Source organism: Bradyrhizobium sp. WU425, from assembly GCF_021052305.1.
Taxonomy (GTDB): domain Bacteria; phylum Pseudomonadota; class Alphaproteobacteria; order Rhizobiales; family Xanthobacteraceae; genus Bradyrhizobium; species Bradyrhizobium canariense_D.
The window spans coordinates 5,963,772-5,977,596 of record NZ_CP088089.1 but is presented as its reverse complement, the minus strand read 5'-3'; the positions used below and the strand labels follow the sequence as shown (position 1 = coordinate 5,977,596).

Annotated in this window: 12 protein-coding genes; 6 read left to right on the top strand and 6 right to left on the bottom strand. The window is 63.7% G+C overall.

The window, feature by feature from the left end; all coding sequences use genetic code 11:
• Nucleotides 1–27 precede the first annotated feature (27 nt).
• Both BcanWU425_RS28860 and BcanWU425_RS28855 read right to left on the bottom strand, forming a co-directional pair.
• Nucleotides 28–798: a hypothetical protein gene (locus tag BcanWU425_RS28860; protein WP_204510521.1), complete on the bottom strand. Its 771-nt coding sequence runs from the start codon at nt 796–798 to the stop codon at nt 28–30.
• Between the two features lie 602 nt (nt 799–1,400).
• Nucleotides 1,401–2,663 (bottom strand): ROK family protein, encoded by a 1,263-nt coding sequence (locus BcanWU425_RS28855; RefSeq protein ID WP_204510522.1) that lies wholly within the window; start codon nt 2,661–2,663, stop codon nt 1,401–1,403.
• Between the two features lie 256 nt (nt 2,664–2,919).
• Between BcanWU425_RS28855 and BcanWU425_RS28850 the strand changes: the two genes are divergently transcribed.
• The 4 genes from BcanWU425_RS28850 to BcanWU425_RS28835 all read left to right on the top strand — a co-directional run bounded on the left by BcanWU425_RS28850 (nt 2,920) and on the right by BcanWU425_RS28835 (nt 8,019).
• Entirely contained in the window at nt 2,920–3,885 is a 966-nt protein-coding gene (locus tag BcanWU425_RS28850) for a sugar-binding protein (RefSeq protein WP_204510523.1), read from the top strand.
• Nucleotides 3,886–3,950: 65 nt separating this feature from the next.
• Nucleotides 3,951–5,477 (top strand): sugar ABC transporter ATP-binding protein, encoded by a 1,527-nt coding sequence (locus BcanWU425_RS28845; protein WP_085362206.1) that lies wholly within the window; start codon nt 3,951–3,953, stop codon nt 5,475–5,477.
• On the top strand, nt 5,474–6,535 hold the full coding sequence (locus tag BcanWU425_RS28840) for an ABC transporter permease (RefSeq protein WP_231188753.1): 1,062 nt from the start codon (nt 5,474–5,476) through the stop codon (nt 6,533–6,535). Before BcanWU425_RS28845 ends, BcanWU425_RS28840 begins: the two co-directional genes overlap by 4 nt.
• A gap of 137 nt (nt 6,536–6,672) precedes the next feature.
• A complete protein-coding gene (locus tag BcanWU425_RS28835; protein ID WP_204510525.1) occupies nt 6,673–8,019 on the top strand; it encodes a carbohydrate porin in 1,347 nt (448 codons plus the stop codon).
• A 109-nt stretch (nt 8,020–8,128) separates the two neighbouring features.
• Here BcanWU425_RS28835 and BcanWU425_RS28830 read toward each other — a convergent pair whose 3' ends face one another.
• Nucleotides 8,129–9,016: a VOC family protein gene (locus tag BcanWU425_RS28830; RefSeq protein WP_018458262.1), complete on the bottom strand. Its 888-nt coding sequence runs from the start codon at nt 9,014–9,016 to the stop codon at nt 8,129–8,131.
• A 166-nt stretch (nt 9,017–9,182) separates the two neighbouring features.
• Between BcanWU425_RS28830 and BcanWU425_RS28825 the strand changes: the two genes are divergently transcribed.
• Nucleotides 9,183–10,370: a CaiB/BaiF CoA transferase family protein gene (locus tag BcanWU425_RS28825; RefSeq protein ID WP_204510526.1), complete on the top strand. Its 1,188-nt coding sequence runs from the start codon at nt 9,183–9,185 to the stop codon at nt 10,368–10,370.
• On the opposite strand, the gene BcanWU425_RS28820 is transcribed toward BcanWU425_RS28825, so the two are convergent.
• Entirely contained in the window at nt 10,367–11,152 is a 786-nt protein-coding gene (locus tag BcanWU425_RS28820) for a DUF72 domain-containing protein (RefSeq protein ID WP_018458264.1), read from the bottom strand. The genes BcanWU425_RS28825 and BcanWU425_RS28820 overlap by 4 nt on opposite strands.
• Between BcanWU425_RS28820 and BcanWU425_RS28815 the strand changes: the two genes are divergently transcribed.
• The gene (locus BcanWU425_RS28815) at nt 11,151–11,462 is read left to right on the top strand and encodes a hypothetical protein (protein ID WP_018458265.1); all 312 of its coding nucleotides are present in this window, start codon (nt 11,151–11,153) and stop codon (nt 11,460–11,462) included. The two genes, BcanWU425_RS28820 and BcanWU425_RS28815, sit on opposite strands and share 2 nt — an antisense overlap.
• Before the next feature lie 6 nt (nt 11,463–11,468).
• On the opposite strand, the gene BcanWU425_RS28810 is transcribed toward BcanWU425_RS28815, so the two are convergent.
• Both BcanWU425_RS28810 and BcanWU425_RS28805 read right to left on the bottom strand, forming a co-directional pair.
• Entirely contained in the window at nt 11,469–12,617 is a 1,149-nt protein-coding gene (locus tag BcanWU425_RS28810) for an amidohydrolase (protein ID WP_204510527.1), read from the bottom strand.
• A 105-nt stretch (nt 12,618–12,722) separates the two neighbouring features.
• Nucleotides 12,723–13,811 carry a mandelate racemase/muconate lactonizing enzyme family protein gene (locus BcanWU425_RS28805; protein ID WP_018458267.1) on the bottom strand — a complete coding sequence of 363 codons (1,089 nt, stop codon included), beginning with the start codon at nt 13,809–13,811 and terminating at the stop codon, nt 12,723–12,725.
• Between the last annotated feature and the right edge of the window lie 14 nt (nt 13,812–13,825).

Genomic DNA, 13,825 nt, shown 5'->3' with positions numbered 1-13,825 from the left:
GGATACTGCGATCACGGCCAGTTCTCGTCAATTTGGCCCAATCACAGCATCAGCGTGACGGCTGCCGCTGCGGACGATGACAACAACGCCATTGCGAACGGTAAATCGTGCGCCGAGCAGTTTCCGCACCTTCTCCGTGATCGGAGAGGGAAACGGAACGGTGTCTCCCACGACGGGTTCGCCGACCTTGATCGTCTCAGTCGCGGAGCCTGCAACTGGTGCAGGCTTGATATAGTCTCGGATAAGCTGAATCTCTTCACGAGATAGGATGAGCGGAGCCTGGTCAGGACGGGTCTCCGACGGCGGCTTGGATGTTTCACTGCTTGCTTTTTCACGTATCTCATTGGTGCTTGCGATCTGATCGAGCCTGGCAACGCGTAGCTTGAGCGCGATGATGTCACGTTGCAGTGCTGCGATCTCCAATTTGCGCGCGTTGGCCTGCATGAAGACAATGATCGCGCAAACGCAGCTGACGACAAAGCCGACGCTCAGCAATGCGATCAACCACCGCTCAAAGTTTCCCATCGACCGTCCGGCCGTCCGGGGGAGTTGTTCGCGCTGGAGATGGCTCCGCCAGATGCGGCGTGCTCGGTGCATCCAGTCGGTAGAGCCCGTTACGCTTGCCGCCGGCCGGCCTGACCCAAAATGCGCGGGCGACGAGGCGGCTTCCTCTCGAGCCGGATCAACTAACGACGCCGTGTCGACTTGCTCAAGCTCTAGATCCTCGGGGACGCGATCCTCCGTAGGCAGATGAGCGGCAGGGTGGAAGGGATCCATCTGCTTATCGAGCCGGCCCATCTCCATTCTCCGTGGAGCCATCTATCAACTTCAGCAGTTCCGCCGACGCGGATAGAATAGGGTACCCGAGGATTGGGTCAATCGGAACGAAAAAGGCGCCAGGCCGCGCCGTGAACCGTTCTGAGGATAGCTTTAGGAGATAGGGCACCAACAGATGCCGAGGTTCGCCCCGCGAATGCACGTTCCGACCACGCGGACCATAGACAATGCAATGAGGCACCATGTGGTGCGACGAATGCCCAATTTCAGCTGGTTAAGCCCAGGGTGCGACCGGTAAGTTATTGGTTGTTCTACCCCTGTGGCTGTCTCTTAACGAGCCGCTTTATCGGGATCTTCAGACGCTTACGCCAAGGCGCTTGCATGCGTGATAGCGCGCGCCATGACTAAGCGAATCTGAAGGGCAGCTGCGTTGCTCGATCGATCGCTAGCTGCCCCCTTTTCATTTGGAAACACTAGCCAACCTACTGAAATTACTGGAGCGTGTTTCGACCATTTTTTCCAAATGCGCCTTGAAATCACTATATAATCAAGCAGGTTTTGATTCCGCCATTCGGAGGTTCGATCCCTCCCGCCCCAGCCAGCGCGCAAGCTGCTCGCGGCGCTTACTCCGTCGCTTCCATGTGGTTTTGGTCCACCACCCGCAGCGTCCGTCGCACCATGCCCTCGACAATGACCGCCGATTCGCTTGGACGCAGATGGATCGCCGTGGACCTGAGCAGCCATGGCAACACCGCCTGCTCAAGCCGCTCTTCATAGGCGTGGCGCATCATGTCGAATGCCATCAGGCCCGGACCCGCCAGGATGACATGGTGCGGCCGCAGCACGGATATCGTTGCTGCGACCGCCTCGGCGAGCGCGCGACCCGCCTGCAGGAATAGGTGCTCGAGACGCGGATCGCCGCCCAGCGCGCGCTCGCGCAACAGGGCCATCTGTCCCTCCGATGGCTGCTGCGAGTCCGCCGGCGGCAGATCGAGAAAGGTGCGGGCGTCGCGGTAGAGCGCGTAATCGGCAAGATAGGCCTCGATACAGCCGCGCTGGCCGCAGCGGCATTGCGGCCCGTCCGGCGCCAGCTTGACATGGCCGATCTCGCTGCCGGCGCCCCAGCGTGCTTCACCATCGGCAACGACGCCCATCCCGATGCCGTGACCGACCATGATCGTGGCCGAGAGGCCTTGCGCCAATGCCGGTTCGGCGGCCGTGAGGGCGAGCGCGACCGCGACAGCGTCGTTCGCCATGACGACATCGACGCCGAACGCCTGACGTATCGGCGTCGCCAGATCGACTTCGGTGATCGACAGTGCGGGACTCCACAGTGTCGTGCCGGTGTCGACGTTCACGATGCCTTGCAGCGCAATCCCGATTCCTAACAGCCGATGGCGCGGCGTCGCCGTCGCATCGAGCAGCGCATTGATCTGCGCAATCACGAGATCGCGCAGCGCGCCTGCATCGAGCGCGCGCGTCGACAGTGCAAGTCGCGACTGCGCCACGCCGGAGCCCCGGAAATCCGCGATCAGCGTCTCGATCAGGTTCATGCGCACGGAGACCGCGGCGATGCGCCCGAACTCCGGATTCAGGGTCAGCAGCACGGCCGGCCGGCCGCGGCGGCGGCCATTCAGCCCGTCCGCATCTTCTTCCTCGCCGTCCTCGGACCACGGCGTTGCCGCCGTCTCGGTCTCACAGAGCAGCTCTTCTGCGATCAGCCGCGACGTCAGGCCGGAAACGGCCGGGAAGCTCAGCCCTGTACTCCGGGCGAGCGCCACGCGCGGCAGCGGCCCTTGGCGTCGCAAGACATCGACGAGACGGCCGCGGTTGGATTCACGGGCGGTGTTTGACACGCGTCTGGACGGCTCAATTTGGTCAACCATGCTGCCTCTTTAATTCATCAGGTAAATTTAATGGAGGGAATGGGATGCGTGTGTGACCGGAAAAGCACAATCGGATTCGGTTTTCAGCAGCCATATTTACTATTATCGTACCATCTGTACTATTTAGACTTGAAGAAGGGGCAAGTACATCCTGATCCGGCTGGTTTGCCCTGCGGCATTTGTTCGCGACGTAAATAAAAGATAGCGCATAAGCGCTGTGAAACCCCTGAACGGGGGTGACCCAAGGGAGGTGTACATGAACGAATCGCTGAAGAAACTAATGGTGTCGCTGTTTGCGACCGCAGCTGCGCTGGCCATCGCCACGGGGGCGGCGCAGGCCCAGCAGAAAAAGACCATCGCGCTGGTCACCAATGCCGCGGCCGATTTCTGGACGATCGCCGGCCGCGGGCTCGAAAAGGCTCAGAAGGAGCACCCGGAATACGACATCCAGTTGATCGTCACCAACGAAGCGACGGCGGCGGGCCAGCGGCGCGAGCTGGACGACCTGCTGGTGCGCGGCGTCGCCGGCATCTCCATCTCGGTCGACGATGCGCCGCACGCAACCGAAGAGCTCAACAAGGTTGCGGCCAAGACCGTGTTGATCACGACGGATAGCGACGCGCCGCAGAGCAAGCGTCTCGCCTATATCGGCACCGACAACGTCGCGGCCGGGCGCCAGGCGGGCGAGGAGATCAAGAAGGCGTTGCCGAACGGTGGCAAGATCGCGCTGTTCGTCGGCACGATGGACGCGGACAACGCCCGCGAGCGGGTGCAGGGTATCAAGGACGCGATCGCCGGCACCAAGGTCGAGCTGGTCGACGTGCTCACCGACCAGGTGGACTTCGCCAAGGCCAAGGCGAACATGGAGAACGTGCTGGTCAAATATCCCGACATCGCGCTGTTGTCCGGCCTCTGGAGCTACGAGACTCCGCTGATCTATGACGCAGTCAAGGCGGCTGGCAAGGCCGGCAAGGTGAAGATCGTCGGCTTCGACGAGGATCAGCGCACGCTGCGGGGAATATCCGACGGGACGATCGAGTCCACTGTCGTGCAGCAGCCGTACGAGTTCGGGTATCTCTCCGCCATCAACATCATCAAGACGCTGAACGGCGACAAGTCCTGGATTCCGGCTGATAGCAAGCTGATCGTGCCGACCCAGGTGGTCAGCAAGTCCAACGTTGCGGAGTTTACCGCTCATCTGAAGGAGCTGCTGAAGAAGTGACTTCAGCGTGCTTCACGGCCCGGCCGCCGCGGTGGCCGGGCTTTGGGCGGGAGGGAAGCGGAGACATGGCAGAGACACTGCTGGAGCTCAGCGGGATCAGCAAGACCTATCCCGGGGTCAGGGCGCTCGACGACGTCAATCTGCGCGTCTATCGCGGCGAAGTGTTGGGTTTGATCGGCGAGAACGGCGCCGGCAAATCGACGCTGATGCGCGTGCTGGGTGGCGTGATCGCGCCGAGCGAAGGCGTGATCCGCATCGGCACCAGCGAGTATGCCCGAACCACGGTGACCGAGGCGACGCGGGCCGGCATCGCCTTCGTGCACCAGGAGCTGAACTTGTTCGAGAATCTCGACGTCGCAGCCAACGTGTTCATCGGGCGCGAGAAGCTGATGGGCGGGCCGCTGAAGCTGGTGGACAATGCCGAGATGCGTGCTCGCGTGACCCCGCTGCTGGAGCGGCTGGGTGCCGATTTCGCGCCGGATACGCTGGTCGAAGACCTCTCCATCGCCGAGCGGCAAATGGTGGAGATCGCCAAGGCGCTCTCGATCGACGCCCGCGTGATCATCATGGACGAGCCGACCTCCAGCCTGACGATCTCGGAGACCGAACGGCTGCTGGAGGTGATTGCCGATCTGAAGGCGCACGGCATTTCCGTGATCTATATCTCTCACCGGCTCGGAGAGATCATGACCTGCGCCGACCGCGTCGTGGTGCTGCGTGACGGTCGCACCGTGGGAGAGCTGGCGCGGAACGAGCTAAGCCATGCCGCGATGATCCGGTTGATGATCGGTCGCGACCTCAAAGCGCTGCATACCCCGCCGAAACAGGCGCCGCAGCCGGGCGGCTGCGATATCGTCGGCGTCGTGACGTCGGCCTTTCCCGACCGGCAGGTTGATCTTTCCGTGCGGCATGGCGAGATCCTGGGACTGGCGGGGCTCGTGGGCGCTGGCCGCACTTCTCTTGCCCGCGCCGCCTTCGGCATTGACCCGCTGCTGGGCGGCGAGATCAGGATCGACAACGCACCGGTCGCTGTCGCATCGCCGCGCGACGCGATCAGCCAAGGCATCTATCTGGTGCCGGAGGACCGCAAGAAATCCGGGCTCGTGCTGGAGCTGCCGATCCGCGAGAACATGACGCTGGCGAGCCTGCTGGATCATGCGCGGATGTGGCTGGTCAGCGGCGCGGCCGAGCGCAAGGTCGCGAAACAGCAGGTGAGGCGCCTCTCCATCAAGGCGCCAAGCATCGATATGGAGGCCGTGACGCTCTCCGGCGGCAACCAGCAGAAGGTCGTGCTCGGCAAATGGCTGTCCATGCAGCCGCGCGTAATGTTCTTCGACGAGCCGACCCGCGGCATCGACGTCGGCGCCAAGGGCGAGATCTACGCGTTGATGCGCGAGCTTGCCGACCAGGGCGTCGCGATCGTGATGATCTCCTCGGACATGGAGGAGGTCATCGGCGTCTCCGACCGCGTGGCGGTCATGCATGAAGGCGGCGTCAGCGGCGTGCTCGAGCGGGAGCAGTTCAGCGAATACAACGTGTTGCGGCTAGCCATGGGCCAGGCGCTGGAAACCGCGGAAGCGGCCGCGCCATGATCAGGAAAGAGCTCGGTCTGGCATTGCTGCTGGTGGTGATCGCCGCCATCACGGGCGCGATCAATCCCGCCTTCCTGTCGCTGGTGAACCTCTTGAACATGGCCAATCTGATCGGCCTCTTCGGTGTGTTCGCGCTCGGCGAAGGGCTCGTGATCATCACCGGCGGCATCGACCTGTCGCTCGGCTCGATGTTTGCGCTGCTCGGCGTCGTGTTCGTCGATCTTCTGACGACCTACCAGGTGCCGTGGCCCCTGGCGCTGCTCGCCGTGCTGCTGGGCGGGCTGGTGCTCGGCGGCATCCAGGGGTTCCTGATCACCCGCCTGAAGATGCAGCCCTTCATCGTGACGCTGTGTGGGTTGCTGATCTATCGCGGCGCCGCGCGCTATTACACGAGCGATTCGACCCGTGGCTTCGGTTACGGCGACGAGGCGGCGACACTGAGCAACATCGCCTCGGGCAATTTGGCGGGAATCCCGAACACCTTCATCCTCCTGATCATCCTTGCGCTGATCCTTGGCGTGCTGCTGCACCGCTCGGTCTACGGGCGCTGGCTTTATGCCGTCGGCAAGAACGAGGAGGCGGCACGCTTCTCGGGCATCAACACCAATATCGTGATCGCAACCGCCTATATCATCAGCGGCGGACTCGCCGGAGTTTCGACGGTCTTGTTCGTGTTCTACACGAACTCGGTGTCGCCGAGCTCCTTCGGAAATTTCTACGAGCTCTACGCGATTGCGGCCGCCGTGCTGGGCGGGTGCAGCCTGCGCGGCGGCGAGGGGTCCATTCTCGGTATCGTGCTGGGCACGGCGCTGCTGCAGGTGCTGCAGAACCTGGTGAATATCCTGGGCATCCCGAATTCGCTGAACTTCGCGGTGATGGGGACGGTCATTCTGATCGGCGTGTTGGCGGATCAGCAATTGCAGGCGCGACGGCGGCGCAAGCTGGCACTGGCCGGCGTCGCCCGCACTGCGCCGAAATCGACATTGGCGGAGCAAGTCCAGGGCACGTCACCGCGCGCCGCGGATGCATTGCCGGCGAGAAGGGTTGATCGGGCATGACAGATCCACGCTCCAGTTGACACAAGGCTGCCTGGTCGGCGGCCGCTGGGGGAGGGAGCGCGTTCCAGGCTCGAGGGCTTTGGGCAGGGGCGTGAGGCGAAACAAGCAAAGCCTGAGACGGCGGGAGGACGAGTAAAATGTTGCGCAGGTTTATGAACACCGCAGGGGTGTGCGGTGTGGGGATTGCTTTCTCATCGCTGTTTTGCGGTGGAGTGTATGCGGCCGACTTTTCGACGAAAGCTGCGCCTGTTCCTTATGCGGCTGACGATTTCTGGACGAGACCGTATCTGTTCGGCGATCTCGGCAGGACCAGGCTGAAGGAGCAGGGCATCGATATCGGCCTGACGCTCGGTAACGAATCGGTCGGCAATGTCTCCGGCGGAAGCAGGAATACCGCGGCCAACGCCGGCCAGTTGTGGTTCGGCGCGAAGCTGGACATGGGAAAACTCGCCGGCATCCCCGGCGGCACCGTCGGTCTCACGCTGGTCGACCGCTTCGGCAAAAATCTGAATACCGAAGCGGACATTCCCGCCCTGCAGCTGACCAACGAAGTGTTCGGCCGCGGCAATATTCTGCGCCTGACGCAGCTCTATTACTCGCAGAAGCTTTTCGATGACCGCCTTGAACTCAAGGGCGGCCGTCTTCCGGTCGGCTCCGACTTCTTCTTCGGCCTGTGCGAGTTCATCAACCTGACCTTCTGCGGCGGTCAGCCCGGCAACATCCAGGGCGGCTACATCTACAATTGGCCGGTGAGCCAGTGGGCCGGTGTCGTCCACTATAAGATCGCGCCGGAATTCACGGTGTCGGTCGGTGTCTACGATGCCAATCCGGGTTACCTGACGACGTCAGACCCGGGCGTCTACTTCTTGCCCGGCATTCCCGCCTCGAACCCCGCCAGTGGCGTGATGGTGCCGGTGGAGTTGGTCTGGACGCCGAAGGGGCCCTTGACCGGGACCTGGAGACTTGGCGGCTGGTACGACAGCGCCTCGTCCATTGATGGCGGTCTTCCGGGTGTTATCGGCACCATCCCGGGCGTCGGTGGTGTGCCCGATCAAAATATCAGCGATCAACGCGGCCGCTTCGGCGTCTACGAGTCGATCCTGCAGCGGTTGACTGTTGACGGCCCGGGTGCGGTAGGCTGGTACACCTTCCTCAATACCACCGTCGCCGATCACCGGACCTCGTACCAGGATTACCAGATCGCCCTCGGCTTCAGGCATACCGGAACGTTCTCCTGGCGTCCCCAGGACGAAGTCGGCTTCGCGGTCGGCACGACGCACGTGAACACGGCTGCCCTCAGTCCGAACGCCGGCGGCAACGAAGTGCCGCTTGAAGTCTGGTACGGATGGCAGGCGACCGGCTGGCTGAACCTCAAGTTCGACGCTCAGTATGTCATCAATCCCGGTGGGCGCGGCTATAACGCGGCGGGCGTGAAGACCGACAACGCCGTGGTTCTTGGCATGCGCACCGAGGTCCACTTCTGACGGGACGCTCACCCGTCTGATGCGAAAGGTGGGGCATGCCCGTCCCACCGGAGCGCACGCAACGTGTGGCGGCTCCACTCAGCGGAGCCGCCCGGGACTTGGTTATCACCTATCCCTCGTATTGATCCGGTCCCATCGCCCAAGACGCCTGATCGTGACCGAACGCGTAATTGCGGTTGTTGATCGCCGGATTGCGATTGACCATCGGCCGCATGAACATCGGGTGGGTGGCGCTGCGCACCTCGTGCTCGACCGTGAACAGCGGCTTGCCGCTGTCGAGATCGACGATGTCGCAGAAGCGGTACTGGTACTGATTGTCCTCGCGCGAGATCAAATCGCGCGCCAGCAGCTTGCGGTAAGGGCCGGAAAAATCGGTGATGTACATCTGCACATGGTGGCCGTCATAGTCGCCTTGCGGCCGATCGGTCTCGCGAAACAACAGATGCTGGTCGCGGCCGGTCTTCACGGCGGCAACCGTACCGTCGCCGTTCCGTAACTCGGATGGCATGCCCATGATCTCGGGGTAGAAGGCGCAGATGCGAGCGGCCGATCCCACCGGCACGTCGAACTCGACATAGGGAACGCCGAGCGCGACACGGCCGAAGCGCGCGGCGTCGGGCTCGTAGCAGCGCAGGCGGTTGCCCCACGGACAAATCGCCTCGACATGGTCGTTATGCTCGGCGAAGGCGAACGCGGTGCCCTCGAGCTTTTTGGCGACCGACGCCAATCGCGCCAGCAGCGCCTCGCGGCCCGCGATGACGAGTCCGACATGACCGCGCAGCACCTGCGGCCGGCCGCTCGGCAAATGAAACTGGCTCCGTCCGGCGTTGATCCACATGTTGGTGTCGGACACCATCAGATACGGATCGCGGGTGAGCCCGAGACCTGCGACATAGAACAGCGTGGCGAGGCGCTGGTCCGGGACCTGGATGTTGACGTGCTCGAAATGGATCGCGTTGCCGAGATCTTCTTTGGATCGATCGAATTGTTGCGGCATGGACGGGGCTCTGATGGGGGAGGGACAGGTCCATACTAGAGCACAATTTCCGCCAGTCGAAATGATTCGCCGATCACATCTCGAGGGTGGGGCATGGCGTCCATTGCCACCTTGCCGCAAATGCCAATCCCTGTAAGCTGACAAAAAGCACAAAGGAAAGAGATCGATGGGAGGGGTTCTGGCGGGCGTCCGCGTTCTTGATTTCGGGCGCTATATCGCGGGGCCCTATTGCGCGACCTTGCTGGCCGAATTCGGCGCCGAGGTCATTCGCGTGGAGAAGCGCGACGGCAGCGAGGATCGTTTCGTGGCGCCGGTCGGCGAAACTGGCGAAGGCGCGCTGTTTCTTCAAGTCAACCGCAACAAGAAGTGCCTCACGCTCGATCCGATGAAGCCGGAAGGACAGGAGGTGATGCGCCGCCTGATTGCGACCGCGGACGTGGTCGTCGCCAATTTGCCGCCGCAGACCTTGCGCGCGATGAAGCTCGACTACGATTCGCTCAAGGCGATCAAGCCGGACATCATCCTGACGACGGCCACCGCGTTTGGCGGGCCGGGGCCATGGTCCGACCGTGTCGGCTTCGATGGTGTCGGCCAGGTCATGTCGGGCTCGGTGTACATGACGGGCGCCGGCGATCCACCCTACCGGGCCGCGGTCAACTGGGTCGATTTCGGGACCGCGCTACATTGCGCGTTCGGCACGCTCGCCGCACTGATCGAGCGCGGCAAATCCGGGCGCGGGCAGATCGTCGAGGGCGCGTTGCTCGCAACCGCCTTGTCCTTCACCAACGCGACGCTGATCGAGCAGGCCGTCATCAACGTCAATCGCGTGCCGACAGGCAATCTCGGCCAGACCGCGGCGCCTGCCGACATCTACCGCACCAGGGACGGCTGGGTGCTGTGCCAGGTCACGGGGCATCCGCTGTTCAAGCGCTGGGCGAAACTGATGGGCGAGGAGGAGGTCTGGCTGAACGATCCGCGCTTTGCCGACGACATCAGCCGCGGCAACAATGGCCCTGTCATCAGCGAGCGCATGGCGCGCTGGTGCGCCGAGCGCACCACGCAGGAAGCCGTCGACACCCTGGGCAAGGCCATGATTCCGACCGGCCCCGTGCTGAGCCCGCAGCAGGCGCTGGATCATCCGCACGTCCGCGCCGCCGGATTCATGCAGGACGTCGACTATCCAGGTCTGCCGAAGCCCGCACCGGTGGCACGCGCCGCCGTCCGCCTGTCGGAAACGCCCGGCGAAATCGCGATGCGCCCGCCCACGCTCGGCGAGCATACCGATCTTATCCTGACCGAGCTCGGCTACGACAAGGCCGCGATCGCGGCGCTCCGGCAAGGCGGCATCGTCTAGCGGTGAACAACGGCACCTGCACGGCGGCTTGCCGTCGTGATCGCCGCGCTTTGCCGCACGTTGAGCAATTGCTTCAACGCCTGTGCATCGGCCGGCGCCGCGCTCTTCTGGTCGTTGTCGAAATAGACGTAGACGTCGCAGCCCTGCCGCTTCCAGGATTTGATGCGCCGCGCCCATTGCGCCAGCGTGGGTTTCGTATAGTGCCCGTGATAGCGCCCGCTGGGCCCGTGCCCGCGCACATAGACGAAATCCGCCGTGCGCTTCCATGGCGCGGGCGCGTCGTGATGATCGGACAGGCACAGCGAGATGTTCTCGTCGGCCAGCATCCGCAAGATGCGCGGCTGATACCAGCTCGGATGACGGAATTCGAAACTGTAACGCCGCTTCCGCGACAACAGCTTGAAGAAGCCGGCGAGGCGGTCCGCGTCGGCCTCGAATTGCGGCGGGAGCTGGAACAGGATCGGGCCGGCCTTGCCGCCGAGCCGTGAGATGCGATCCTCCAGCAGTTCGAGGCTGTTCACCGAGCGATCCGACAGGCGCTTCCAGTGCGTGATGAATTTCGAGGCCTTCCAGGCAAAGACGAAATCGCGGCCGGTCTGCTCCCGCCAACCCTCGACGGCCTCCGGCGTCGGGGTGCGGTAGAACACCCCGTTCAGCTCGGTGGTGTCGAACTGTCCGGCGTAGTAGCTCAGCTGCTGCTTCAGCGTCACGCCCTTGGGAAAGAACGGGCCTCGCCAGGAGGCGTAATGCCAGCCGGAAGTTCCGATCAGAACGCGCGCCATGTTCGACGTGTCCATCCATTGCGATTTGCCGGATGGGAACGTCCGTGCGGCCGATACGTTGCTCGTGAGCTTGATCAACGCAGGACCGGAACCGATGTACGCGCTGTTCGAAGGCAACAAGCAGATCGGCGATCCCTTTCCGACGGAGAAGGAGGTGTGGGAAGCCGCCTTGATCGAGGGGCTGGTAACCGACGTACCGGTCGCGGACGAGGAGGGCGGCCGCCTTCTGCCCGCCGGCTATCACGTCGCGCAGGTCGAGGAGACGTTCGAGCCGAAGCCCGGCTGGAAGTTGCCGCGCGAGATCTCGTGAGCGGGCCTAGTTCGAGGCCAGCGCCGCCTTGGCGAGTTCCGCCATCCAGCTCGATGCCACCGGTAGGATCGCGTCGTTGAAATCATAGCGCGGGCCGTGCAGCTCGGCGCCATCCCGCAATTCGCCATTGCCGATCCAGACGAAGGCGCCCGGACGCCGCGAGAGATAGTGGGCAAAATCCTCGCCGGCCATGCTGGGCGCGAGGTCGCGCCGCAACTCGGCCCGTACCGTGTCCGCCGCGAGGCGCGCGAGATCCGCTTCTGCCGGCGTGTTGATGACCACGCCGACGCCAATGACGATCTCGGGCGTGACCTTGACGCCGAAGCTCGTGGCAATCCCGGCGCAGATCTGTTCGATCCGCGCCAAAACGGTGTCCTTCACCGCATCGCGATGGTAGCGCAGCGTGCCGCCGATCGAGACGCGTCCGGCGATTTGGTTGCGTGCCGTGCCGCCTTCGAGCGTGCAGAGCGAGAGCACGGCGGTGTCGAGCGGATCGACGCTGCGCGAGACGATCGATTGCAGCGCCACGATCAAATGGCCGGCCGCCATCACCGGATCGCGCGTCAGATGCGGCATGCCGGCGTGACCGGCATGGCCATCGATGGTGATGGTGATGCGCCCGCCGGAGGCCATGACGACGCCGTCATGGACCGCGATGGTGCCGGCGGCGAGCCCCGGCCAGTTGTGAAAGCCGAACACCCGTTGCATCGGAAAGCGGTCGAACAGCCCGGCCGCGACCATCGCGCGCGAGCCGCCATAACCTTCCTCGGCCGGCTGGAAGATGAAATCGACCGTCCCGCTCCAGCTGGTGTCGGCGGCGAGCAGCGCGGCCGCGCCGAGCAGCGAAGCGGTATGCCCGTCATGGCCGCAGGCATGCATCACACCGGGGTTTTGCGAAGCGTAAGCTAGCCCCGTATCTTCGGTGATCGGCAGCGCATCCATGTCGGCCCGCAGGCCGACGCGGCCCTGGGCGTGGCCGCGCGTCAGGGTCGCGACGATGCCGTGACCGCCGATGTTGGCCTCGAAGGAAATGCCGAGCTCGGTGAGCTTGTCCTGCACGAAGGCCGCGGTGGCTTTCTCCTGGAGGGACAGTTCGGGATGCGCATGCAAATGCCGGCGCCACGCGGTCAGTTTCTGGTGCAGCTCGGGGGTCAAGGCGGGAATCTCTCGGCTTGTGTGTCGGCGTCGACACCATAGCCGAATAACCGCAGCTTGCATCAAGCCTCAGCGAATGCCTCGCGTGCAGCAACGCGCTCCCGTCTACGCCGACAGCTTCGCCAGCCCGTCCCAATCGAAGCTGATGCCGTGGCCGATACGGTCCGGCGCGAGCGCAAGCCCGTCCTGCAGCACCAGTGGATGCTCGATAAATTTGTCGAGCCCAAAACCGTGCGCCTCCAGATACGACCGGTTCGGGCAGGCCGCGAGCAGGTGCACGGTGACGTCATGCGCGCCATGGCTGGTGACGGGCAGGTTGAACGCCTCCGACAGCCGCGCGATCTTCATGAAGGCGGAGACGCCGCCGCAATTGGTGACGTCAGGCTCGGGATAGGACACCGCGCCCGCGACGATGTAGTTCTTGAACTCCCAAAGCGAACGCAAATTCTCGCCCGCCGCGATCGGCACGCCGCCGGCCTGCATGATGCGAGTGTGGCCCGCGACGTCGTCGGGAATGATCGGCTCCTCGAGCCAGGTGAGGTCATACGGTTGGAACGCGCGGGCGGCGCGGATCGCTTCCTCGACCGTCCATTTCATGTTGGCATCCACCATCAACGGAAAGCCGTCACCGAGATGCTGTCGCATCGCCGCGACCCGCGCCACATCCGATTTGAGATCGGGGCGGCCGGCCTTCATCTTGATGGCGCGAAAGCCCTTGCTGAGATTGCCGTCAGTCTGCGCGAGCAGTGCCTCGACGGAGAGATCGAGATCGATGCCGCCCGCATAACACGGCACGCGCGCGTCGAACCCGCCGAGCAATCGATACAGCGGCAATTGCGCGCGCCGCGCCTTCAAATCCCACAGCGCGATGTCGAGTGCCGAGAGCGCCAGCACCGCCGGCCCGCCGCGCCCGCCATAATGCAGTGCCCACCAGACCTGGTGCCAGATCGCCTCGGTATCATCGGCCTCGCGGCCTTCGACGAGCGGCGGGATCTCGCGCTTGAGGATGTCGGCGACGGCGCCGCCATTGCGTCCGACCGTGTAAGTGTAGCCGACGCCCTCGGCGCCATCGGCATCCCGGATGCGGCAGGTGATCAGCTCGAACGCCGCCATGTCGCCATGCATCGAGTCCGACAGCGTGACGGGAAGGGGGATCCGGTAGAATCCGGTCTCGATGGTCGAAATGCGCGGCATGCGGCCTCCCTGCG

Coding starts and splice junctions, on each gene's coding strand:
- BcanWU425_RS28815 (WP_018458265.1), top strand. CDS start 11,151: ATGTTCGACGTGTCCATCCATTGCGATTTGCCGGATGGGAACGTCCGT.
- BcanWU425_RS28830 (WP_018458262.1), bottom strand. CDS start 9,016: ATGCCGCAACAATTCGATCGATCCAAAGAAGATCTCGGCAACGCGATC.
- BcanWU425_RS28825 (WP_204510526.1), top strand. CDS start 9,183: ATGGGAGGGGTTCTGGCGGGCGTCCGCGTTCTTGATTTCGGGCGCTAT.
- BcanWU425_RS28820 (WP_018458264.1), bottom strand. CDS start 11,152: ATGGCGCGCGTTCTGATCGGAACTTCCGGCTGGCATTACGCCTCCTGG.
- BcanWU425_RS28840 (WP_231188753.1), top strand. CDS start 5,474: ATGATCAGGAAAGAGCTCGGTCTGGCATTGCTGCTGGTGGTGATCGCC.
- BcanWU425_RS28845 (WP_085362206.1), top strand. CDS start 3,951: ATGGCAGAGACACTGCTGGAGCTCAGCGGGATCAGCAAGACCTATCCC.
- BcanWU425_RS28835 (WP_204510525.1), top strand. CDS start 6,673: ATGTTGCGCAGGTTTATGAACACCGCAGGGGTGTGCGGTGTGGGGATT.
- BcanWU425_RS28805 (WP_018458267.1), bottom strand. CDS start 13,811: ATGCCGCGCATTTCGACCATCGAGACCGGATTCTACCGGATCCCCCTT.
- BcanWU425_RS28860 (WP_204510521.1), bottom strand. CDS start 798: ATGGGCCGGCTCGATAAGCAGATGGATCCCTTCCACCCTGCCGCTCAT.
- BcanWU425_RS28855 (WP_204510522.1), bottom strand. CDS start 2,663: ATGGTTGACCAAATTGAGCCGTCCAGACGCGTGTCAAACACCGCCCGT.
- BcanWU425_RS28850 (WP_204510523.1), top strand. CDS start 2,920: ATGAACGAATCGCTGAAGAAACTAATGGTGTCGCTGTTTGCGACCGCA.